The sequence below is a fragment of the Pseudomonas sp. Arb-4-2C genome, assembly GCF_055755015.1.
This window is the reverse complement of sequence record NZ_CM146899.1, coordinates 3,567,473-3,587,408: the sequence shown is the minus strand read 5'-3', so window position 1 is coordinate 3,587,408 and position 19,936 is coordinate 3,567,473. Positions and strand designations below refer to the sequence as shown.

General features: G+C 61.2%; 20 protein-coding genes and 1 tRNA gene. 13 read left to right on the top strand and 8 right to left on the bottom strand.

From position 1 onward, the window contains the following. Nucleotides 1-18: 18 nt before the first annotated feature. The 4 genes from pheT (at nt 19) to AC0J41_RS15985 (ending at nt 3,205) form a co-directional block, all read left to right on the top strand. On the top strand, nt 19-2,397 hold the full coding sequence (gene pheT / locus AC0J41_RS16000; RefSeq protein WP_473013006.1) for a phenylalanine--tRNA ligase subunit beta: 2,379 nt from the start codon (nt 19-21) through the stop codon (nt 2,395-2,397). A gap of 3 nt (nt 2,398-2,400) precedes the next feature. Further along, nucleotides 2,401-2,703, top strand: coding sequence for an integration host factor subunit alpha (ihfA, locus tag AC0J41_RS15995; protein ID WP_002553164.1), 303 nt, complete (start codon nt 2,401-2,403; stop codon nt 2,701-2,703). Beyond that, entirely contained in the window at nt 2,684-3,040 is a 357-nt protein-coding gene (locus AC0J41_RS15990) for a MerR family transcriptional regulator (RefSeq protein ID WP_003179985.1), read from the top strand. Before ihfA ends, AC0J41_RS15990 begins: the two co-directional genes overlap by 20 nt. Before the next feature lie 88 nt (nt 3,041-3,128). Beyond that, nucleotides 3,129-3,205 (top strand) — tRNA-Pro (locus tag AC0J41_RS15985). Between the two features lie 98 nt (nt 3,206-3,303). On the opposite strand, the gene AC0J41_RS15980 is transcribed toward AC0J41_RS15985, so the two are convergent. Then, nucleotides 3,304-3,507 carry a hypothetical protein gene (locus AC0J41_RS15980; protein ID WP_025111219.1) on the bottom strand — a complete coding sequence of 68 codons (204 nt, stop codon included), beginning with the start codon at nt 3,505-3,507 and terminating at the stop codon, nt 3,304-3,306. Between the two features lie 69 nt (nt 3,508-3,576). Continuing rightward, on the bottom strand, nt 3,577-3,852 hold the full coding sequence (locus AC0J41_RS15975) for a hypothetical protein (protein WP_473013005.1): 276 nt from the start codon (nt 3,850-3,852) through the stop codon (nt 3,577-3,579). Between the two features lie 167 nt (nt 3,853-4,019). Here AC0J41_RS15975 and AC0J41_RS15970 point away from each other — a divergent pair, with 167 nt between their 5' ends. After that, nucleotides 4,020-4,349 (top strand): hypothetical protein, encoded by a 330-nt coding sequence (locus AC0J41_RS15970; protein WP_025111221.1) that lies wholly within the window; start codon nt 4,020-4,022, stop codon nt 4,347-4,349. 56 nt (nt 4,350-4,405) lie between these two features. Here AC0J41_RS15970 and AC0J41_RS15965 read toward each other — a convergent pair whose 3' ends face one another. Beyond that, on the bottom strand, nt 4,406-4,819 hold the full coding sequence (locus AC0J41_RS15965) for a VOC family protein (RefSeq protein ID WP_473013004.1): 414 nt from the start codon (nt 4,817-4,819) through the stop codon (nt 4,406-4,408). Nucleotides 4,820-5,021: 202 nt separating this feature from the next. On the opposite strand from AC0J41_RS15965, the gene AC0J41_RS15960 reads away from it, so the two are divergent. Further along, nucleotides 5,022-6,833: an ABC transporter ATP-binding protein gene (locus AC0J41_RS15960; protein ID WP_025111223.1), complete on the top strand. Its 1,812-nt coding sequence runs from the start codon at nt 5,022-5,024 to the stop codon at nt 6,831-6,833. Here AC0J41_RS15960 and AC0J41_RS15955 read toward each other — a convergent pair. Next, nucleotides 6,830-7,774 carry an alpha/beta hydrolase gene (locus AC0J41_RS15955; protein ID WP_473013003.1) on the bottom strand — a complete coding sequence of 315 codons (945 nt, stop codon included), beginning with the start codon at nt 7,772-7,774 and terminating at the stop codon, nt 6,830-6,832. The genes AC0J41_RS15960 and AC0J41_RS15955 overlap by 4 nt on opposite strands. Nucleotides 7,775-7,883: 109 nt before the next feature. Continuing rightward, on the bottom strand, nt 7,884-8,882 hold the full coding sequence (locus AC0J41_RS15950) for an NAD(P)H-quinone oxidoreductase (protein WP_473013002.1): 999 nt from the start codon (nt 8,880-8,882) through the stop codon (nt 7,884-7,886). Nucleotides 8,883-9,055: 173 nt separating this feature from the next. Between AC0J41_RS15950 and AC0J41_RS15945 the strand changes: the two genes are divergently transcribed. Further along, the gene (locus AC0J41_RS15945) at nt 9,056-9,931 is read left to right on the top strand and encodes a LysR family transcriptional regulator (protein ID WP_025111226.1); all 876 of its coding nucleotides are present in this window, start codon (nt 9,056-9,058) and stop codon (nt 9,929-9,931) included. Between the two features lie 249 nt (nt 9,932-10,180). Continuing rightward, nucleotides 10,181-10,576, top strand: coding sequence for a hypothetical protein (locus AC0J41_RS15940; RefSeq protein WP_473013001.1), 396 nt, complete (start codon nt 10,181-10,183; stop codon nt 10,574-10,576). Between the two features lie 49 nt (nt 10,577-10,625). Here AC0J41_RS15940 and AC0J41_RS15935 read toward each other — a convergent pair whose 3' ends face one another. Continuing rightward, nucleotides 10,626-11,348: a pirin family protein gene (locus AC0J41_RS15935; protein WP_473013000.1), complete on the bottom strand. Its 723-nt coding sequence runs from the start codon at nt 11,346-11,348 to the stop codon at nt 10,626-10,628. Nucleotides 11,349-11,560: 212 nt separating this feature from the next. On the opposite strand from AC0J41_RS15935, the gene AC0J41_RS15930 reads away from it, so the two are divergent. Together AC0J41_RS15930 and AC0J41_RS15925 are read left to right on the top strand one after the other, a co-directional pair. After that, a complete protein-coding gene (locus AC0J41_RS15930; protein WP_025111229.1) occupies nt 11,561-12,511 on the top strand; it encodes a GlxA family transcriptional regulator in 951 nt (316 codons plus the stop codon). 159 nt (nt 12,512-12,670) lie between these two features. Then, complete coding sequence (locus tag AC0J41_RS15925) at nt 12,671-14,128, top strand: ATP-binding protein (RefSeq protein ID WP_473012999.1); 1,458 nt, start codon at nt 12,671-12,673, stop codon at nt 14,126-14,128. On the opposite strand, the gene AC0J41_RS15920 is transcribed toward AC0J41_RS15925, so the two are convergent. Both AC0J41_RS15920 and AC0J41_RS15915 read right to left on the bottom strand, forming a co-directional pair. Beyond that, nucleotides 14,090-16,969, bottom strand: a complete 2,880-nt coding sequence (locus AC0J41_RS15920; RefSeq protein WP_473012998.1) for an ATP-binding protein — start codon at nt 16,967-16,969, stop codon at nt 14,090-14,092. The genes AC0J41_RS15925 and AC0J41_RS15920 overlap by 39 nt on opposite strands. Before the next feature lie 134 nt (nt 16,970-17,103). Beyond that, nucleotides 17,104-17,535 (bottom strand): helix-turn-helix domain-containing protein, encoded by a 432-nt coding sequence (locus AC0J41_RS15915; protein WP_473012997.1) that lies wholly within the window; start codon nt 17,533-17,535, stop codon nt 17,104-17,106. Nucleotides 17,536-17,747: 212 nt separating this feature from the next. Here AC0J41_RS15915 and AC0J41_RS15910 point away from each other — a divergent pair, with 212 nt between their 5' ends. The 3 genes from AC0J41_RS15910 (at nt 17,748) to AC0J41_RS15900 (ending at nt 19,920) form a co-directional block, all read left to right on the top strand. Further along, nucleotides 17,748-18,671: a LysR family transcriptional regulator gene (locus AC0J41_RS15910; protein WP_473012996.1), complete on the top strand. Its 924-nt coding sequence runs from the start codon at nt 17,748-17,750 to the stop codon at nt 18,669-18,671. Between the two features lie 213 nt (nt 18,672-18,884). Further along, nucleotides 18,885-19,301 (top strand): DoxX family protein, encoded by a 417-nt coding sequence (locus AC0J41_RS15905; protein ID WP_473012995.1) that lies wholly within the window; start codon nt 18,885-18,887, stop codon nt 19,299-19,301. Then, complete coding sequence (locus AC0J41_RS15900) at nt 19,294-19,920, top strand: antibiotic biosynthesis monooxygenase (protein WP_025111235.1); 627 nt, start codon at nt 19,294-19,296, stop codon at nt 19,918-19,920. Before AC0J41_RS15905 ends, AC0J41_RS15900 begins: the two co-directional genes overlap by 8 nt. The last annotated feature ends 16 nt before the right edge of the window (nt 19,921-19,936 follow it).

The following is a 19,936-nucleotide window of genomic DNA, read 5'->3' as shown; positions in this document are numbered from 1 at the left end:
AATTCTTAGGAGAGCAGGATGAAATTCAGTGAACAATGGCTGCGTGGCTGGGTTAGCCCGCAGGTAAATCGCGACGAGCTGGTTGCTCGCCTGTCGATGGCCGGTCTTGAGGTCGATAGCGTTACGCCGGCCGCCGGTGTATTCAGCGGCGTGGTGGTGGGTGAGGTGCTGAGCACCGAGCAACACCCTGATGCCGACAAATTGCGCGTTTGCCAGGTGAGCAATGGCGCGGAAACCTTCCAGGTCGTGTGCGGTGCGCCAAACGTGCGTCCGGGCCTGAAGATTCCGTTTGCCATGATCGGTGCCGAGTTGCCGGGCGACTTCAAGATCAAGAAGGCCAAGCTGCGTGGCGTTGAGTCCAACGGCATGCTCTGCTCGCAAGCCGAGTTGCAGGTTGGCGAGGGCAACGACGGTCTGATGGAACTGCCGGTCGATGCGCCGGTGGGCGAAGATTTCCGTGTGTACCTGGATCTGGAAGACGCCAGCATCGAGGTCGACCTGACCCCGAACCGCGGCGACTGCCTGTCCCTGGCCGGTCTGGCCCGTGAAGTCGGCGCGCTGTATGCCGCTCCGGTCACGCGTCCGGTGGTCATGGCCATTCCTGCCGTGCACGATGAAGTGCGCTCGGTAGAAGTGCTGGCTCCAGCGGCATGCCCGCGTTACCTGGGCCGTGTTGTCCGTAACGTTGACCTGTCCAAACCGACGCCGCTGTGGATGGTTGAGCGTCTGCGCCGCGCCGACGTGCGCAGCATCGACGCTGCCGTCGACATCACCAACTACGTGATGCTTGAACTTGGCCAGCCGCTGCACGCCTTCGATCTCGCCGAAATCAATGGCGGCATCCGCGTACGCATGGCGGAAGAGGGCGAGAAGCTGGTACTGCTCGACGGTCAGGAAGTCAGCCTGCGTAGCGATACGCTAGTGATTGCCGACCATACTCGCGCTCTGGCGATTGCCGGCGTGATGGGTGGCGAGCACAGCGGCGTGTCCGCGACCACTCGCGACGTGTTCCTGGAAAGCGCATTCTTCGACCAGATCGCTGTCGCTGGCAAAGCCCGTTCCTATGGCTTGCACACCGACGCATCGCACCGTTACGAGCGCGGCGTGGACTGGCAGCTGGCCCGTGAAGCCATGGAGCGCGCCACTGGCCTGCTGCTGGAAATCACGGGTGGCGAAGCCGGCCCGATCATCGAGACCGTCAGCGAGCAGCACCTGCCGTCAATCGCGCCGATCACCCTGCGTGCGCAGCGCATCACCCAGATGCTGGGTATGGAAATGGATTCGGCGCAGGTCGAGCGTCTGCTCAGCGGCTTGGGTCTGAACATTTCCGCTGACGGAGCCGGGCAGTGGCGCGTAGAAGTACCAAGCCACCGCTTCGACATCAGCCTGGAAGTCGATCTGATCGAAGAACTGGCGCGTCTGTACGGCTACAACCGCCTGCCGGTTCGTTACCCACAAGCGCGTCTGGCGCCACAAGCCAAGGCTGAAGCACGTAGCGATCTGCCTGAACTGCGTCGTCTGCTGGTGGCTCGCGGTTACCAGGAAGCGATCACTTACAGCTTCATTGATCCGAAGCAGTTCGAGCTGTTCAATCCAGGTGTCGAGCCGCTGTTGCTGGCCAACCCGATCTCCAATGACATGGCTGCCATGCGTTCCTCGCTGTGGCCGGGTCTGGTCAAGGCGCTGCAGCACAACCTGAACCGTCAACAGGATCGCGTGCGCCTGTTCGAGAGCGGTCTGCGCTTCGTCGGTCAGTTGGAAGGCCTTAAGCAAGAGCCGATGCTGTCCGGTGTGGTTTGCGGCAGCCGTCTGCCGGAAGGCTGGGCGCAAGGTCGCGACACCGTCGATTTCTTCGACGTCAAGGCTGATGTTGAAGCGGTGCTGGGCTTCGCTGGTGCACTGGAGACCTTCACTTTCGCCCCGGGCAAACACCCGGCGCTGCACCCGGGTCAAACCGCGCGCATCGAACGCGAAGGCCGTGAAGTCGGCTTTATCGGCGCGATCCACCCGGAATTGTCCAAAGCCTTGGGGCTGGATCGTCCGGTCTTCGTTTTCGAGCTGGTTCTGGCTGAAGTGGCGCTCGGTAAAATGCCGAAATTCCACGAGTTGTCGCGCTTTCCTGAAGTGCGTCGTGACCTTGCACTGATTGCGCACAAAGACGTCGCGGCCTCGGCGGTGTTGGACGTAATCCGTGAAAATGCAGGCGAATGGCTCACGGATCTCAGGCTGTTTGACGTGTATCAGGGTAAAGGTATTGATCCTGATAGAAAAAGCCTTGCAGTTGGCTTGACCTGGCAGCATCCATCGCGCACTCTTAATGACGATGAGGTGAATTCGACGACGCAAAATATCCTCACCTCGCTCGAACAAAGGTTGAACGCCACGTTAAGGAAGTGACGTATGGGGGCTTTGACGAAAGCTGAGATGGCGGAACGTCTGTATGAAGAGCTGGGCCTGAACAAGCGGGAAGCCAAGGAATTGGTTGAACTGTTTTTCGAGGAAATCAGGCACGCTCTTGAGGACAACGAGCAGGTCAAATTGTCGGGTTTCGGCAATTTCGACCTTCGGGACAAACGCCAGCGGCCTGGCCGCAACCCGAAAACGGGGGAAGAAATCCCGATCACGGCTCGCCGTGTGGTCACCTTTCGTCCAGGGCAGAAGTTGAAGGCCCGAGTTGAGGCTTATGCTGGAACCAAGTCATAACGACGAACTACCCGTCATCCCGGGCAAACGCTACTTCACCATTGGTGAAGTCAGCGAGCTGTGTGCGGTAAAACCACACGTGCTGCGCTACTGGGAGCAGGAGTTTCCTCAACTCAACCCCGTCAAACGCCGCGGAAACCGCCGGTATTATCAGCGCCAGGACGTGCTGATGATCCGGCAGATCCGCGCGCTCCTTTACGATCAGGGGTTCACCATCGGCGGCGCGCGCCTGCGTTTGTCCGGCGATGAAGCCAAAGACGACACCACCCAATACAAGCAAATGATCCGCCAGATGATTGCCGAGCTTGAAGATGTACTGGTGGTGCTCAAGAAATAAAAAGCGGCTTTTAAATACTTCCAGTTTTCAAAAGCTTGCGATATATTCTTGAGCGCTCTTCGAGACGAAGGGCAGATTTCAAACCAGTCGGGGCGTAGCGCAGTCCGGTAGCGCACTAGCATGGGGTGCTAGGGGTCGAGTGTTCGAATCACTCCGTCCCGACCATATAATTCAATGACTTAGGCCAATGTTTACGACATTGGCCTTTTTCATGCGCGTGAGTTTTGCCCGGCGGCTAAGAAGTCGCTGCGCGCAGGCAGGACTCAATGCAGAACCCTGCGACTCTCACCGATCCTGATCCGGTCCAGTGCCCGGTTCAAAGCGTCCAGTGCATCGAGAAGTGCCTTTGCTTCAGCTTCTCGGCCATCGCCCCAAAGGCGTTCCGCCATTTTGTTAAGCGCCTGGATCGAGCGTTCGATGTCTGCGGCGGTGGTCGCGGCTGAGGTTTGTGCTGGTCTTTTGGGCATTCGGTTCATCTGCAGGAAATTGAAAACTTCTCCAGCATGATCGGCGTTCACAAGCGTTCAATCCAGAGGCTATTGTTTTGGCTTGCTCTGAATGTCTTCCGAGTCGCTGGAGGTCGCCGCGTCTTTCTCGGTTTCTTTCGATGCGGCGCCGGAGTTCGAACCAGAGGCTTCTTCACCTTTCTTGTTGGCCTTTTCTTCATTGGATTCAGGCTTGTTGCTGGACTGATTGACGCCCGGAATGGCAGTAGGCGGCGCGGCGGATCCTGCCTTATCGGTTGCCAGTGAGATGCCCGAGGCCGTCAACATCAGGCTTGCCAGTACCAGGGTCGCAATCTTCTTGTTCATTTCCAGGCCTTCCGTACGAGGGATGTACCGCATTGGAGGTGCGGGCAGGGCCAAGGTGCTTTTCGTTGGACGAGCGGTAGGAAATGAAACCAGGCGGCAAATTGCTGGCCCCCAGGTTTCCCGAGACCGGGCAAACTCGCCTTTTTTCAAAAGGTTAGGTTGGCTATATGCGGACGATTGTCATAACCGTTGCAACGCTTTCCCTGGCTGCATTTGCCATGGGAGCCCAGGCAAAAGAGTTGAGCAAGAGTCATCGGTTTGCCTGTACCTGGGGTTCAGACATTGCTGCCGGTGCCCAGCAGTCGAAGCTGTCGGGGATTTCCCTGTATGGCGCGCGCAAGCAATTGCAGGTGCGCAAGTTCCAGCAGCCGTGGATGCGCATGACGGCGATGGGGATTACCGAGCAGACCTACAACAGCACGTCAAAGCTCAAGCCAGCGGCGGTCAAGCAGACCTATTACGAACAATGCGTACGGCATGAACTGGCCCAGCGATAAATCAAAAGCCCAACCCGAAGAGGTTGGGCTTTTTCATGCCTGCCGAAACGTCAGCGTCACTTGTCGCTCTCGCAATTGACCATCCACGACACGCCAAAGCGGTCCACCAGCATGCCGAAACGGGCGGCCCAGAACGTGGTTTCAAGCGGCATGTCGACGCGACCGTCCTTTGCCAGCGCATTGAACACCCGCTCGGCTTCGGCAATGCTGTCGACGTTGAGGGAGATCGAGCAACCGCTCATGCCCCCGGTTGGCCGGTCTGGCGTGGTGTCTGAGGCCATGATCATCTGGTCGCCGACTTTCAGGCAAGTGTGGATGACCAGGTGGTGATGCTCTGTCGGTACATGTTCGGCGGCAGGTGTTTCGCCGAAGGTCATCATCGCTTCGAGTTTTCCTTGCAAGGCTTGCTCGTAGAAGATGAAGGCCTCGCGGCAGTCGCCGTTGAAGATCAGGTAGGGATTGATTCTCATGGTGGTGGTCCTGGCAGTAGGCGCGGAGTGAGGCGATTTTCGCCAGGTTCCGCGAAAGGCGGTTAAAACATAGCAGAGCATTGGACGCCGGAATGGGCAGAGTTTTTCCAGATGTTTTTCTCATGAAAAGGCCCGGTTTCAGCACGGATCACACCTGCGGAGTACCATGGCAGGCTCTATCAGTTGTCGAGTTCACTGATCCATGCCTTTGATTTCCCGCTTCCACGCTTTGTTCGATCAGGCCCGGCGCGCCTTGTTGCTGGTCTGGGCGACATCTCGCGGATTGTTTCTGGGCTTGGTGCTGGCGACATTGATTGCCGGTGTACTGCCGGCGCTGGCCGCATGGCTGGGTCAGCGCATTGTCGATGCGGTGGTGACGGCGATGCAGTTACACGCACAGCACGGCGATGCGCCGCTGTGGCCGGTGTTGCGTTATGTGTTGATGGAAGCGGGAGTGTTGGCGCTGTTGTCCGGTACGCAACGGGCGTTGTCGGTCCAGCAGTCGCTGTTGCGGGTGCAATTGGGACAGAAGGTCAACACGCTGATTCTGGAAAAGGCGCAGACCCTGTCACTGGTGCAGTTCGAGAACTCCGAGTTCTACGACAAACTGGTCCGCGTGCGCCGTGAGGCCTCGACCCGGCCGCTGGCGCTGGTGATGAAGTCGCTGGGGTTGATCCAGAACCTGATCATGCTGATCAGCTTCGGTGTGTTGCTGGTGCATTTTTCGCCGTGGGCACTGGTGCTGCTGGTGGTCGGTGCGTTACCGGTATTCTTTGCCGAGGCACACTTTTCCGGCGACGCTTTCCGCCTGTTCACCCGCCGTGCGCCAGAGAGCCGGCAGCAAAGCTATATCGAAACCTTGCTGTCCCATGAGGCCTATATCAAAGAGGTCAAACTGTTCGGTTTCGCGCCGTTGCTGCTGCAACGCTACCGGGACACCTTCGCCAGGCTCTACGCTGAAGACCGGCGCCTGACCTTGCGTCGCGATGGCTGGGGTTTTGGTCTTGGATTGCTCGGCACCGGGGCTTTCTATCTAGCTTATGCCTGGGTGGTGATCGACGCGGTGCATGGCAATATCAGTCTAGGCCAGATGACCATGTACCTGGTGCTGTTCAAGCAGGGGCAAAGCGCGGTCAGCAGCAGCTTGAGCGCGATCAGCGGCTTGTATGAAGACGGTTTGTACCTGTCGAACCTTTACGAGTATCTGGCCGAACCGGTGCTGGCCGCTTCCGGTCATCTCACTGTCGGCGCGCAGCCGGGCGATGGCCTGCGCTTTGAAAACGTCGGTTTCCGTTATCCGGGAGCCAACCGTGCGGCGCTGGAAGGCATCGACCTGCATCTGGTGCCGGGCAAGAGCCTGGCGCTGGTAGGGGAGAATGGCTCAGGCAAGACCACCATGATCAAACTGCTGACCCGCCTGTATCGGCCCGATCAAGGACGTATCCTGCTCGATGGCAGTGACTTGCAGGATTGGGAAGAGACCACGTTGCGCCGGCGTATCGGCGTGATTTTCCAGGACTACATTCGCTACCAGTTCAGCGTGGGGGAGAACATCGGCGTCGGTGATACTTCAGCGTTCAATGAAGAGCCACGCTGGAAGGCTGCGGCGATCGAAGGCATGGCCGCACCGTTCATTGAAGGGCTCGACCGCGGTTACGCCACACAGTTGGGTCGCTGGTTTGCCGGTGGTCAGGAGTTGTCCGGTGGGCAATGGCAGAAGATTGCCCTGTCCCGGGCCTACATGCGCCGCGATGCCGACATCCTGATCCTCGACGAACCGACTTCGGCTCTGGATCCGGCTGCGGAAGCGGCGGTGTTCGAGCACTTCAGCCAGCACACCGAAAATCGCATGACCTTGCTGATCTCCCACCGTTTTTCCAGTGTGCGCAACGCCGATCAGATCATCGTGCTGGCGGCCGGTCGAATACTGGAGCAGGGCGATCACGAATGGCTGATCGCGGCCAACGGACACTACGCCAAACTGTTCGATCTGCAGGCCCGTGGCTATCGCTAGGAGTCCTGTGCGCTACGTGCCAATGCCGGACCGGCCACATGGGGCGCAGGTTTGGACTGGATCAGCGCATCGATCGCCTTGCGATAATTCAGCCCGCCCAGCGCCATGCTGTTGTTGTGGGTGGCACCCGGTACCAGCAGCAATCGCTTGGGCTGTTGAGCGGCGTTGAACAGTTGCTCGCTGAAGCGTGGCGGCACGAACGCGTCGGCCATGCCGTGTACGACGAGTAATGGCATGTGAATCTCGGCGATCTTGTCGATCGAGTCGAACTTCTGCGACAGCAGCCAGCGCACCGGTAACGAGGTGTTGGCCACGGCAGCCGCTACGTCGGCGAGGGAGGTAAACGTCGATTCGATCACCAGGCCCTTGACTGGCAGCGGTGTATGGTCGCGTGCGGCGTCCTGGCCGAGCTCGGCCGCCAGATCAATGGCCACGGCGCCTCCCAGGGAGTGGCCGTAGATCAGTCGTTTGCTCGGGTCGGGCTGCAGCAGTTTGAAGCGCTCCCATGCCACGCGGGCGTCTTCGTACACGCTGCTTTCAGAGGGCAGATCGCCCTTGCTCTGGCCGAAACCACGGTAGTCGATGGCCAGTACCGAGTAGCCTGCCGCGCGCAATTGCTCGATGCGGAACAACTGCCCGGTGAGGTTCCAGCGCACGCCGTGCAGATAGAGGATCGCCGGGGCGTTCGGCCGTTCCGCCGGCCACCACCAGGCATGAATATTCTGCCCGGCCTTGAAACTCCTGGGCTGCAAGTCGAGTTCCTGCACGCTGCCCGGCAAACCGTGGTACCAGCCGGCCGTGCCCGGTTCGATGCGAAACAGCAGTTTGCGCTCGGTGTGTTCGAGGACGGCACAACTCGTCGGCACGCCAATGATCAGCGCAGCCATGCAGGCAAACGCCAGACGACGGCGACGCAAACGAGTCATGAAGGAAAGGAACATTAAACGGTTCACCACAGCGCAGACGAAGAAGGCTTTTTACCAGAACCCGTGGTCTGCGCGTGGCTTTTTCGACCGCCGTGTGCCCGCAACAATTACAAAATGCTGCGGTTCAATCGACCCGCAGAACGATTTTGCCGATGTGATCACCGCTTTCCATGTGCGCGTGCGCCCGTGCCGCATCGTGCAGCGAATAGACCTTGTCGATGATCGGCAGGCAGCGCCCGGCGGCCAGCACCGGCCAGACGTATTGGCGCAGGTGGTCGGCGATTTCGGCCTTTTCCTCAGAGGTGCGCGCACGCAGCAGCGAACCGGTGATCACCGCGCGCTTGGCCATGATCGCCAGCAAGTCGATGTCGTCGGCCTTGCCACCACCGAGAAAGCCCAGCATCACCAGCCGGCCATCCATCGCCAACGCGCTGACATTAGCGTTGAGGTACGAGGCGCCCATGATGTCTAGAATCGCGTTAACGCCTTTGCCGGCGGTTTTTTCCGCGATGACGGCAGCGAAATCCTGCTCGTGATAATTGATCGGCTGCCCACCCAGCTCGCTGATCGCCGCACATTTTTCCGTACTGCCGGCGGTGGCGAAGGCTTCGATGCCGAACTCACGGCAGAGCATCAGCGCGGTCGTTCCGATGCCACTGGTGCCACCGTGAATCAGCACCCGCTGACCACGCTGGGCGCCGCCGAGGCCGAACAGGTTGGCCCACACGGTAAAGAAGGTTTCCGGGACGGCGGCAGCCTGCACCCAATCCAGCCCCTCCGGGATCGGCAGGGTTTGCCCGGCGGGCACCGTGCAGTATTCGGCGTAACCGCCACCGTTGGTCAATGCACAGACTTTGTCACCCACGGCAAACTCACTGACACCGTCCCCCAGCGCCACGACTTCGCCAGCCACTTCCAGACCGGGAATCGGGTTCATGCCGGGTTTCATCGGGTACTTGCCAGCACGTTGCAACGCGTCCGGCCGGTTGATCCCGGCGGCATGCACGCGGATCAGCACTTCGCCGGCAGCAGCGACGGGTAGCGGCACACGCTTGGGTTGCAAGACGTCGGGGCCACCGGGTTGAGTGATTTCGATGCGGGTCATTTCGCTGGGCAGTGTCATATCCGGTCCTGTTGCGTAGGGGGGCTGTAGGTGGGAGTTCAAGTGGTTGGCAATGATTCCCTTCAAAAGCCCTTCAGGCTTGAGAACAGTGGCGAGGATATCGGCTATTGTTGCTGCTTTCGCGCAGCGATTTGGCAGTACAGTGATGCAAATCTGCATCAACAGGAGAAGCGATGAATTGGGATGACGCACGGGTGTTTCTCGCGGTCTGCCGCGAGTCGACGCTGCGGGGGGCGGCGCGGGTGCTTGGCGTGGACCAGGCAACGGTCGGACGGCGGATCACCGCGCTGGAAAAGTCCCTGAGCGCGACGTTGTTCCTGCGTACCTCCGACGGTTATGCACTGACTGCGGTGGGTGAAGCAGCACTCAGGTCTGTCGAGAAAATGGAGCATTCTGCGCTTGAACTCGAGCGCCAGATCGAGGGCCTGGATGATCGCCTGACCGGCACGGTGCGGGTCAGCACCACCGATTCGCTGGCCATCGACTTCCTGATCCCGGCCATCGCCCGTTTGCACGCACAGCATCCGGACGTGCGCGTGCAACTGGATGCCTCCACGCAGATGCTCAGCCTGGCCAAGCGCGAAGCGGACATCGCCGTGCGCAATGCCCGGCCGGACAATCCGGGCCTGATCGCCCGACGCATCGCTCGCTGGCCCACCGGGCTGTTCGCCACGCAGGCTTACATTGATGCCCACGGGGTACCCGAGCAGGGTAGTGCGTTCGCGGGGCATGATCTGGTGGTCTATCAACCGTACCTGCAGAGCCACAAAGACCTGACGCTGGTGGGCGAGCCGATCAGTCGCGGGCGTATTGTCGCCAGTCTCGGCTCCAGCCTGCTGATACGGCGCTCGATTGCGGCGGGCATTGGTGTAGGAGAAATCCCGCTGTACATGGGCGAGCGCGACGGGCTGGTCAGGCTCTGGCCGCAGCGTACCCGGCCGCAGCCCTATGAAGTGTGGCTTGTGACCCATGCGGATCTGCGCCACACCGCAAGGGTGAGGGCGGTGATTGAACAGATCGTCGAGGTGTTTGCCTCGGAAAATGAGTAGCGCACACTGGCATCGGCGAGCTCACAGAGCCTGACGAAACGGCCTACGCCGATAGCAGAAACCGCTGGCTTGTAGGCCGAAGGACCGAGGGCTATCGTTTCAAAGGCTGGTGCAAGGCAGCACGCTTGCACTGGCGTGACATACCACGGACGGTATCGGTAGCCCGATAAAGGTGTCGAATTGGAAGCCAGGGAATTCAGTCACGTTCAAAGCAGTGACACAACGAGTAAAGGCCAGGGAACGCAAGTCATGGGCGCCATCAGTCGCGAAGAATTCAATGCCAGGATCGAGACCATCGAGACACGAATGGATGCTCGACTGGACGCGGTATCAATGAAAATCGACGGGTTTTTATCTGTTCAGGTAGAGCGAGACAAACGCTACGACCTGATTACGCAAGAAATGCGCAGGATTGCCGACGGCGCGCAGGACGCAGCAAGGCAAGGGGCGACCGTCAAAGCCAACGTCTGGGCAGCAACGGCCGTCCAGTTACTGGGAATAGTCGCCATCGTCGTCGGGGCCTATTACGCCAATCAAGCCAACATGTATGTCGCCATACAAACCACCCTCGCCGCAGTTCAAGCAGGCAAGGACGTTCACGCACCAAAACCGTCGATGCTGCCAACGCCTTTACCGCCACAATAAAAAACGGCCTTCAAACGAAGGCCGTTTTTGCAGGCGACAACCCCCTGCCTCATGGCATTTGCGGCAACTCCTGCGGCCGCAGATCAAACACCAGCACCTCGGCATCCACGCCATTGCCCAAGGTCAGGGCCTGTTCTTCACGCACCCGCACGCCGTCGCCCTCCTGCAACTGCACGCCGTTGAGTTCAACGCTGCCACGCGCCACATGCACGTAGGCATAACGGTTGGCCGGCAGTTCCAGTGTCGCGCTTTCCTTGCCGTCGAACAGGCCGGCGAAGACCCGTGCGTCCTGACGTACTTTCAGTGAGCCATCAGCGCCGTCTGGCGAGATGATCAGTTGCAGGCGACCGCGTTTCTTCTGCGCGCTGAAGTGCTCCTGCTGGTAGCGCGGTTTGGCCCCAGCCACTTCCGGCACGATCCAGATTTGCAGAAAGTGCACAGGCCGGGTGGCCGAATGGTTGAACTCGCTGTGGGCCACGCCGCTGCCGGCACTCATCAGTTGCACGTCACCGGGGCGAATCACCGAGCCGGTGCCGAGGGTGTCCTTGTGTTCCAGCGCGCCTTCCAGCACGTAGGAAAAGATCTCCATGTCGCGGTGCGGGTGCTGGCCGAAACCCTTGCCGGCCGCCACGCTGTCGTCGTTGATCACCAGCAGGTCGGAAAAACCCTGCTCACGCGGGTCGCGGTAGCTGGCGAAGGAAAAGGTGTGGAAGGACTTCAGCCAGCCATGATTGGCGAGGCCGCGGTCGGAAGCTTTGCGCAGAGTCAGCATGATGAAATCTCCTGGCGGGACGTTGATTCGTCCGAGTGAGGAGAAGGTTACTGTTAATCGCCCTGTGCAATAAGTAGATGGAAATTGAAATACTGTCCCTTTCAGGTTGACAGTTTTGCGTACTCGATCACGCATTCTTTTCGCTGCTCGCCACGCACTTGGCCATAATGCGAGCTCTGGCTACTTTTCCTTGATTTCAGCGATGTTCACCCATGAAAACCGTGGCAATGGTGCTGTTTCCCGAATTTTTACTGCTCGACATGGCCGGTCCCATGGAGGTGTTTTCGGTCGCCAACCGCTACTTGAAGGCCGACGATCATTACCAGTTGATCACCCTGGGCACCGAGCGCGGGATGCTCCGCGCCTCCAATGGCGTGCAAGTACAAACCGACCGCCATATCGACGACCCGATCCCGGCCTGTGACTTGCTGCTGGTACCGGGTGGCCCGGGGGCCTACAGCGAAAGGCACCCACCATTGCTTGCCTGGCTGCAACGGGCGGCGGGGCAGGCTGGCCGCTATGGTTCGATCTGCACCGGGGCCTTTGTGCTGGGCCATGCCGGTCTGCTCGATGGCTATCGCGTGACCACCCACTGGAACTACACCGAACGGCTGATCAAGGCTTTCCCCAAGGCGCAGGTGGAGACTGATCAGATCTACACCGAAGACCGCAATCTGATCACCTCGGGAGGCGTGACCGCCGGTATCGATCTGGCATTGGCGGTGGTCGCGCAGGATCACGGGAAAAAAGTCGCCCAGGACGTGGCCAAGGTTCTGCTGGTGGTGATGAAGCGTCAGGGCGGGCAAGCGCAGTTCAGCCCGTTGATGGCGGCGGTGGCCCCGCAGGAAACCGCCATTACCCGCGTGCAGAACCACGTGCTGGAACACCTCGACGAGGCGTTTACGGTCGAGCGCATGGCCGGTCTGGCGAACATGAGCACCCGGCACTTTGCGCGAGTGTTCGCGCGGGATGTGGACATGACGCCGATGGCGTTTTTACAGAACGCCCGTATCGATTGCGCGCGTAATCTTCTGGAAACCACCGAGCTGCCCTTGAAGACCGTGGCTTATAAAAGCGGTTTCGGCAGCGTGCGCCACATGCGTCTGCTGTTCGCTGAAAAGCTCGGCCTGACCCCGGCGCAATACCGCAAACAGTTCAGCTAGAGCGGTTGTGTCCGTCCGGTGCATCCGGATGTCCGTGCTGCGCCCCGCACGGAGGTTGTGCCGTCACCTGCGCCTGCCAAGATAACTGCAACGCTTGGAAGGGAGAGGCGCCGGAGGCCGGAGGCATGATGCTCACGACCGCTGGCACTGGAAAACGGCATGCACAGCCACGAAGATTTGCCCGCTGCATCGGTCCTGTATTTTGGGCCCTACGCGTTTCATCTGCGCCAACGGCTGGTCCTCGACGGTGACCGGCAGTTGCGCATGGGCGGTCGCGCCCTGGACATTCTGCAGATGCTGGTCGAACGCGCCGGTCGGGTGGTGCGCAAAGAGCAGTTGATCGCCTGGGTGTGGCCAGACAGCGTGGTCGAGGAGATCAACCTGCGGGTGCACATCGCCGCGTTGCGTCGGGCGTTGGGTGATGGCGAGAACGGTCAGCGCTACATCGTCAACGTGCCGCAATGCGGCTACTGCTTCATTGCCCCGGTGCACGCTCAAAGCGTTGCGCAAGTGGTGTTCGAAACCCTGCAAGCCCCGCAGCATAATTTACCCGCTCGCTTGACTCCGGTCATCGGCCGCGATTCGCTGGTCGGCAGCCTGGTGCGACAAATGCCGCTGTGCCGGTTGATGACGCTGACAGGCCCGGCCGGGATCGGCAAATCCACGGTGGCGCTGCGCGTGGCCGAGTTGCTGCTACAGCATTATCGCGATGGCGTCTGGTACGTCGATCTGTCCCTTGCCAATGACGCTCCATCGTTGCTCGACCACCTGCTGCACACCCTCGACACCTCGTTCGAGGCGTTAGTGTCACGTCATGCCTTGCTGGTGCTGGACAATGCTGATCGTCGTCGCGAACCGGGCCGGGCGCTGGTCGAGCGATTGCAACTGGCTGCGCCCCGGCTGGCGCTGCTGGTCACCAGTCGCGAACCGTTGCACGCCCATCTCGAGACCCTGCAACCGGTTGCGCCATTGAGTTTTCCCAAAGCGTTGGCAGTGGACAGTGTTGAAGAACTCATGGGCTATTCGGCGGTGCAATTGCTGGTCAGCCGCGCTCGCGCCCGTCAGCATGATTTCCGCCTGCGCGAGCAGGATCTGCCCACCGTGTGTGACATCTGTCGTCGGCTCGACGGTTTGCCGCTGGCCATCGAACTGGCGGCGGCGCAGATCGATTCACTGGCGCTGGTGGGGCTGCAGACACAACTGGATAACGGTCTGCGCCTGCTCAGTCATGGTCGACGCACCGCGGTAGCGCGGCTCCAGTCGATGAGCGCCGCGCTGGACTGGAGCTATCAGGACCTGAAGGCCAGCGAGCAACGGGTATTGCAGCGCCTGTCGGTGTTCAAAGCGACTTTTACCGAGGCGGCGGCGCTGCAGGTGATTGACGGTGCGCACCTGAGGGCGATGATCGAGCGTCTGGCCGCCAAGTCATGGCTGACGGTGGAGCGGGGCGCAGACCCGGTGCGCTACCGGATGCTTAACACCATTCGCTGTTATGTGCGTGAGCAGCTCGAAACCAGTGCTGAACTGAGCGACATCGTGCACCGCCATGCCCGGTACCACGGACAGAGTCGATCCGGCTCAGTCGTGCAACCGGGCGCGCAGCGTGTCGAGCAGTAAGCGCACATTACGCAGGTCCGGGGTGGCGTAACCTTCGCTGAAGCGTTGGTAGATCGGGGTCAGCAAGTCCAGTGCTTCGCGGTCACGTGATTGGCGCTGCCACAGCTGTGCCAGGGACGTTGCACTGCGCAGTTCCCAGGCCAGGGCGCCCTGGGACCGGGCGATGGCGAGGGCGTCTTGCAGAAGTTCTTCTGCCTGGTTGACGGTGCAGGCGGTGCCTGGGTGATCGCTTTCGCAAGCTGGCGGGCTCTTGTGGGAGCGAGCCTGCTCGCGAAGGCCTCCCTGCGGACAACCCGACTCATCAGCCAATAACCGCTCGGCTTCGGCCCGCAACACCTCCGCCGTGCTCCAGCCCGCCGCGCCACTGCGTGCGCGCTCCAGCAAGGCGGCATCGATGTAGCGAGCATCGAGTGTGACCATCAGCTCCTTGATCAGGCCGCTTTGCGCAGGGGCGTCGGGCTGGGCCAGACGCTCATCGATAACCTGCGCATAGTGCCGCCCCCAGCTGTAGAACAGCAGCACCGAATGCTTCTGCGCCTGCTCCAGCAGCAGTTGCAACAGCGCTCGTGCGGTCTTTGGATCGCCGTTGTAGTGCGCGATCAGGCAACTGGCCAAGGCCAGGGTGTAACAGATCGAGGTGCCGTGGTTGATCTGCACGGCGATGTCCAGCGCCTGTCGCGCGGTGCGCCACGCCTGTTCGGGAAACCCTTGCAGCCATAGCACCCGGGCGAGAATGGTCAGCGACGCCACGCTCTGGTCGTACTGCACGCCGAAGCCGTGGGTGAACCGGTTGCGATAGCCGCTGTGGGCCATGCGCTGGATCACTTGCTCGGCGCTGATCCGGGCTTGCGGTTGGTCGCCGGCAAAGTGCAGGGCCAGGACACGCAGGCGGTGAGTACTCAACGACAGCAGAGGATCGTCGTGGTCACCGAGGCTGTCGAAATGTGCGCTTTGCTGCAGTGCTGCCTGGTAATGGCCGCAACTGAGGTTGACCGCCAGGTGTCCGGATATCGCGCGCAATTGCCCGGCGACGTCGCGGTGCTGTTGCGCCAGCGCGTTGGCTTGAGTGAACGCTGCGATGGTCTCCGGCGAACCGCCCCAGGTGTGGTAGCAGGCGCTGCCGAGCGCCAGTTGCAGGGCGATTTCCAGACGTGGGCAAGGTTGTTCGGCAGCTGCGAGCAAGGTCAGCGCCTGGCGTACATGCGCGCCATACTCCTTGAGTAATGACAGCTCCTGCCACAACGCGGCCGACGTTGCCGTCAGACGGATTCCGAGTGAACGCGAGCCAGCACCCTGCAAACTCCAGTCGAGGGCGGCGCGCAGATCCTCCAACGCTCGGGCATAGCGCTCGATCCATTGCGTGGTTGGCGTGTGCTCCCAGTCGGCTTGCGCCTGTTCCATCAACGTCAGATAGCGCTCGGCGTGGCGTTCGCGCAGGGTTTCGCGTTCACCGCTGTGTTCAAGTTTTGCCAGCGCGTAATGGCGCGTGGTGTCGAGCAGGCGATAGAACACTTGTTCATCGCCGACATCCACATTGAGCAGTGATTTGGCCACCAGTTGCGTGATCGCCGCGAGTACCTGGGTGGGCTCGATGTGCTGCCCGACGATCACCGCTGCGGCCGACGCCAGGCTGAAGCTGCCGCGAAATGCCCCGAGGCGGCGCAGGCAGGTCTGCTCGCAGGGGGTGAGCAGGTTGAAACTCCAGTCCAGCGTGGCATGCAACGTCTGGTGCCGTGCATGGCGCTGGTGGTTGCCTGCCGCCAGTGGATGCAGATGATCCTGCCACTGCTGCAGCAAACCGCTCAGGCCGAGGCTTTCGACCTGCGCTGCCGCCAGTTCCAGGGCCAGCGGAATACCGTCCAGGCGCCGGCAGATTTCAATGGCCAGCGGCAACTCGGCGTCGCTCAATTCAAAGTGTTCGTGGGCGACCATGGCCCGTTCGACGAACAGTTGCAGCGCGGCAAACGCCATCGCCTGTTCGCGATCGAGACCGCTTGTCGCCGGCGGGCAGTCGAGTGAATCCAGACGCTGCACGAACTCGCCTTCAGCGCGCAGGCTTTCACGGCTGGTGGCCAGAATGTGCACGTGCGGTGCGCCGCGCAGGATGCTTTCGGCGAGCAGCGCCACGGCATCGATCAGGTGCTCGCAGTTGTCGATCACCAGCAGCATCTGCCGCTCGCGCAAAGCGCTGAGCACTGCTGCCAGCGGCTCGCCGTCGTGCACTGACAGATTGAGCAGGGTCGCCAGTTGCGAGGCGATCAGCGCCGGGTCGTTGAGCGGCGCCAGATCCAGCAGGCGGATGCCGTCGCGGTAGCGTCCGATCAGTTGTTCGGCGACACGCAGGGCGACCGTGGTCTTGCCGATCCCGCCGGGGCCGACCAGGGTGATGCAACGTTGCAGCGGCAGTTGCTGCATCAGGCTGTCGACCAGCGCCTGGCGGCCGATCATCCGGGTGTGGCGCAACGGCAGATTGTGCCGCCCCGGAGCCGCTTCGCGCAGGCGTTGTTCGCTGGACTGTACCGTCAGCGGCGCAACGAAACTGTAACCGCGCTGGGCCACGGTGACGATAAAGCGCTGGCCGGCCTGACCGTCGCCCAATGCTTTGCGCAGGGCAGCCATGTGTACCCGCAAATTGATGTCTTCGACGACGCTGTCCGGCCACACGCCGGCGAGCAACTGCTGTTTGCTCACCACTTCACCGGCATGTGCCAGCAGCATCAACAGAATATCCATGGCACGCCGGCCCAGACGCAGCGGCTGGTCGCCTTCCATGACCAGTCGCTGCCCGGTGTAGATCCGATAAGGGCCGAAGCCGATGGCCTGGTTCGGGGAAAGACTCAACAGCACACTCCTGCGGTGATGCGGCGATCCCGGCACGGGCGCGCTGCGTGAAGACGCAGCCCGTCTGGTGCAAGGTATCGCAGCATATTCCTCAGGTTTGGCCATCAGTGCAACGGCAGGCTCTCGGGTAATGCTCAAAAGCTCATGGGCCGTGTTCGGGGGTCTTTGCCTTCGCGCATGACCTGGCAGCGCCAGGCGAACGGGTTGATCCCTTCGCTGCGGGTGAACATGTGACAGAAGTGCGCTTGATCGCAGAAGCCGCATTCCAGGCTGATTTGCGTCAGGCTCAGGCCGGTGTGGCGGATCAGCAGCTTGGCGCGGGCGAGGCGCTGCTCGCGGATCCAGTCCTGCGGTGCCAGGCCTGTGCTGGCCTTGAACGCCCGGGAGAAATGGCTGCGCGACAGCGAGCAGGCACGTGCCAGCTCGGCCACTTCCAGGCTTTCTCCGAGGCGTTCGAGGATCAGTTGTTTGACCTGCCGCTCGCGTTGCGGGCTGAGGCCGCCGAGGGGCGGCTTGCGGGGTTCGCAGGCAGGGGCGAGGGCAACGGATTGCTGTAGATGAGCCATGGCCAAAGTCCGTGTCGTGGGAGGGGACACCCGCCGGGTGCGTTCCCTCAGGGCAAAAAACAACGCTGCGCAGAGGCCTTCATTGTTAAGACAGGCCGCGCAGACTGACGAGTTAATCGTTGTTAATTCGCAGACCTGACCCGGGCGCAAACCCGCGATGATCGCGTAAAGTGCACAGCACTTGCGCCTGGTCATCGAAGGAATTGGAGCCCATGAACCGTAACGATCTACGCCGCGTCGACATGAACCTGCTGGTGATTTTCGAAGCGCTGATGTTCGAAAAGAACCTGACCCGCGTCGCCGAAAAACTGTTCATGGGCCAACCGGCGGTGAGTGCCGCGCTGGGCCGTTTGCGCGATTTGTTCGACGACCCGTTGCTGCTGCGCAACGGCCGTGGCATGGAGCCGACCGCCCGAGCGCTGGCGATTCTGCAAGAGCTGCAACCGGCGATGGACGTGATTTCCGGCGCGGTCAGCCGGGCCAAGGAATTCGATCCGGCGAGCAGTTGCGACGTGTTCCGCATTGGCCTGTCGGACGACGCCGAGTTCGGCCTGTTTCCACCGCTGCTGCGCAAGCTTCAGCAAGAGGCGCCGGGGATCGTCGTCGTGGTGCGGCGCGCCAACTACCTGCTGATGCCGGCGCTGCTGGCGTCCGGGGAAATCTCCGTCGGTGTGAGCTACACCACCGATCTGCCGGCCAACGCCAAGCGCAAGAAACTGCGCGACATCCCCTGCAAGGTGCTGCGCGGCGATGACCGCCCGGGGCCGCTGACCCTCGATGAATACTGCGAGCGCCCGCATGCGATGGTGTCGTTTTCCGGTGACTTGAGCGGCAACATCGACCTGGACCTGGCCAAGCTCGGTCGCCGGCGGCGCGTGGTGCTCGGTGTGCCGCAGTTCAGTGGCTTGCGCGCCTTGCTCGCTGGCACTGAAATGATCGCCACCGTGCCGGATTACGCCGCTTGTGCGTTGGTCGAAGGTTGCACATTGCGCGCCGAAGATCCGCCGTTCCCGATCGATGCGGCGCAGCTGTCGATGGCCTGGAGCGGGGTGCATGACAACGATCCGGCGGAGCGCTGGCTGCGTTCGCGGATCAGTCAGTTCATGGCGGCGCCGCTGGACATCCCACCCGTGTGAAAACACCACAATCCCCTTGTGGGAGGCTTGCTCGCGAAAGCGATGTGTCATTCAACAATCATGCGGGTTGACCCGACGCCATCGTCGGATCACCACCCGGAGCAAGCCCGCTCCCACAGGAATCCGGCGCGTCTGAAAGAGAGCACATCCATCCAATTTCCCCCCGCCCGCACCGAGCATGATTGACCCCGATAAGAAATAAAGGGTGAGGTCATGAACGCTTTGCAACGGGATGAACAGGCGCACGACGTCGGCTTGCTGTTTCTGCGGGTCAGCGGCGGACTGTTTCTGCTGTGGGTTCACGGTTTGCCCAAGCTGTTGAACTTCAACGCGCAATTGCAGCAGATCGAAGACCCGTTCCACCTCGGTGCCCATCTGACCTTGTGTCTGGCGATTTTTGCCGAAGTCCTGTGTCCGCTACTGATCGTCGGCGGGGTGCTGGCGCGATTGGCCTGCTTGCCTATTCTCTTTGTGCTGCTGGTGGCGCTGCTGGTCGTGCATCCGCAATGGAGTGTGGCCGAGGGGCAGTTCGGCTGGTTGCTGTTGATCCTGTTCACCACTGTGTTCATCGCCGGGCCGGGACGGCTGGCGCTCAATGTTCGCCTGTCCGGAGTGCTGCGTTATGCCTGAAGCCCTGAGTCCACAAGCACCGGGGTCTGATGAGACCGTCACCCTGATCGTCAAGCACCGGGTCAAGGCCGGATTTGAACAACCCTATGAGGCATGGCTGCGCAACATCGTGCGGGTCGCCGGGCAACGCGAAGGCCACCTCGGGGTGGACGTGGTGCGCGGCAAGCTTGGCGGCCTCGACACCTACACGTGTGTACTGCGTTTTTGCTCCACCGCGGCCATGCAGCTGTGGCTGGAGTCGCCACAGCGTCAGGCGCTGGTCGATGAAGCGACGCCGATGCTTGCCGACGGTGATCAGACCGAAGTCGCGCCGATCAATGAATTCTGGTTTGCCCCGTTGGCCGATGCCGCCCGGCCACCGCCGCGCTGGAAACAAGCGGTAATCACGCTGCTGGTGATTCTGCCGCATACCTTGCTGGTGCCACTGATCTGGGCGCCGCTGCTAAAGCTGCATCCGCTGCTTTCCAACTACGTGGTTGCCACGTTTCTGATCACCCTGACCATCGTCCTGTCGGTGGTGTACGTGTTCATGCCCCGCGTGACCCGGTTGTTTGCGCCGTGGCTGGAAGCCGGTCAGGCCCATGCCCACATCGAACCGGCCAAACAGCCGTCACGCTGAACCCCATTCATTTACT

Bases quoted from the DNA above. Each gene is read 5' to 3' on its own strand.
- AC0J41_RS15900 (WP_025111235.1), top strand. From the start codon at position 19,294: ATGCCTGAAGCCCTGAGTCCACAAGCACCGGGGTCTGATGAGACCGTC.
- AC0J41_RS15925 (WP_473012999.1), top strand. From the start codon at position 12,671: ATGCACAGCCACGAAGATTTGCCCGCTGCATCGGTCCTGTATTTTGGG.
- AC0J41_RS15955 (WP_473013003.1), bottom strand. From the start codon at position 7,774: ATGTTCCTTTCCTTCATGACTCGTTTGCGTCGCCGTCGTCTGGCGTTT.
- AC0J41_RS15950 (WP_473013002.1), bottom strand. From the start codon at position 8,882: ATGACACTGCCCAGCGAAATGACCCGCATCGAAATCACTCAACCCGGT.
- AC0J41_RS15965 (WP_473013004.1), bottom strand. From the start codon at position 4,819: ATGAGAATCAATCCCTACCTGATCTTCAACGGCGACTGCCGCGAGGCC.
- AC0J41_RS15910 (WP_473012996.1), top strand. From the start codon at position 17,748: ATGAACCGTAACGATCTACGCCGCGTCGACATGAACCTGCTGGTGATT.
- AC0J41_RS15990 (WP_003179985.1), top strand. From the start codon at position 2,684: ATGCTGGAACCAAGTCATAACGACGAACTACCCGTCATCCCGGGCAAA.
- AC0J41_RS15980 (WP_025111219.1), bottom strand. From the start codon at position 3,507: ATGCCCAAAAGACCAGCACAAACCTCAGCCGCGACCACCGCCGCAGAC.
- AC0J41_RS15905 (WP_473012995.1), top strand. From the start codon at position 18,885: ATGAACGCTTTGCAACGGGATGAACAGGCGCACGACGTCGGCTTGCTG.
- AC0J41_RS15935 (WP_473013000.1), bottom strand. From the start codon at position 11,348: ATGCTGACTCTGCGCAAAGCTTCCGACCGCGGCCTCGCCAATCATGGC.
- AC0J41_RS15945 (WP_025111226.1), top strand. From the start codon at position 9,056: ATGAATTGGGATGACGCACGGGTGTTTCTCGCGGTCTGCCGCGAGTCG.
- AC0J41_RS15930 (WP_025111229.1), top strand. From the start codon at position 11,561: ATGAAAACCGTGGCAATGGTGCTGTTTCCCGAATTTTTACTGCTCGAC.
- AC0J41_RS15960 (WP_025111223.1), top strand. From the start codon at position 5,022: ATGCCTTTGATTTCCCGCTTCCACGCTTTGTTCGATCAGGCCCGGCGC.
- pheT (WP_473013006.1), top strand. From the start codon at position 19: ATGAAATTCAGTGAACAATGGCTGCGTGGCTGGGTTAGCCCGCAGGTA.
- AC0J41_RS15975 (WP_473013005.1), bottom strand. From the start codon at position 3,852: ATGAACAAGAAGATTGCGACCCTGGTACTGGCAAGCCTGATGTTGACG.
- AC0J41_RS15970 (WP_025111221.1), top strand. From the start codon at position 4,020: ATGCGGACGATTGTCATAACCGTTGCAACGCTTTCCCTGGCTGCATTT.
- ihfA (WP_002553164.1), top strand. From the start codon at position 2,401: ATGGGGGCTTTGACGAAAGCTGAGATGGCGGAACGTCTGTATGAAGAG.
- AC0J41_RS15940 (WP_473013001.1), top strand. From the start codon at position 10,181: ATGGGCGCCATCAGTCGCGAAGAATTCAATGCCAGGATCGAGACCATC.
- AC0J41_RS15915 (WP_473012997.1), bottom strand. From the start codon at position 17,535: ATGGCTCATCTACAGCAATCCGTTGCCCTCGCCCCTGCCTGCGAACCC.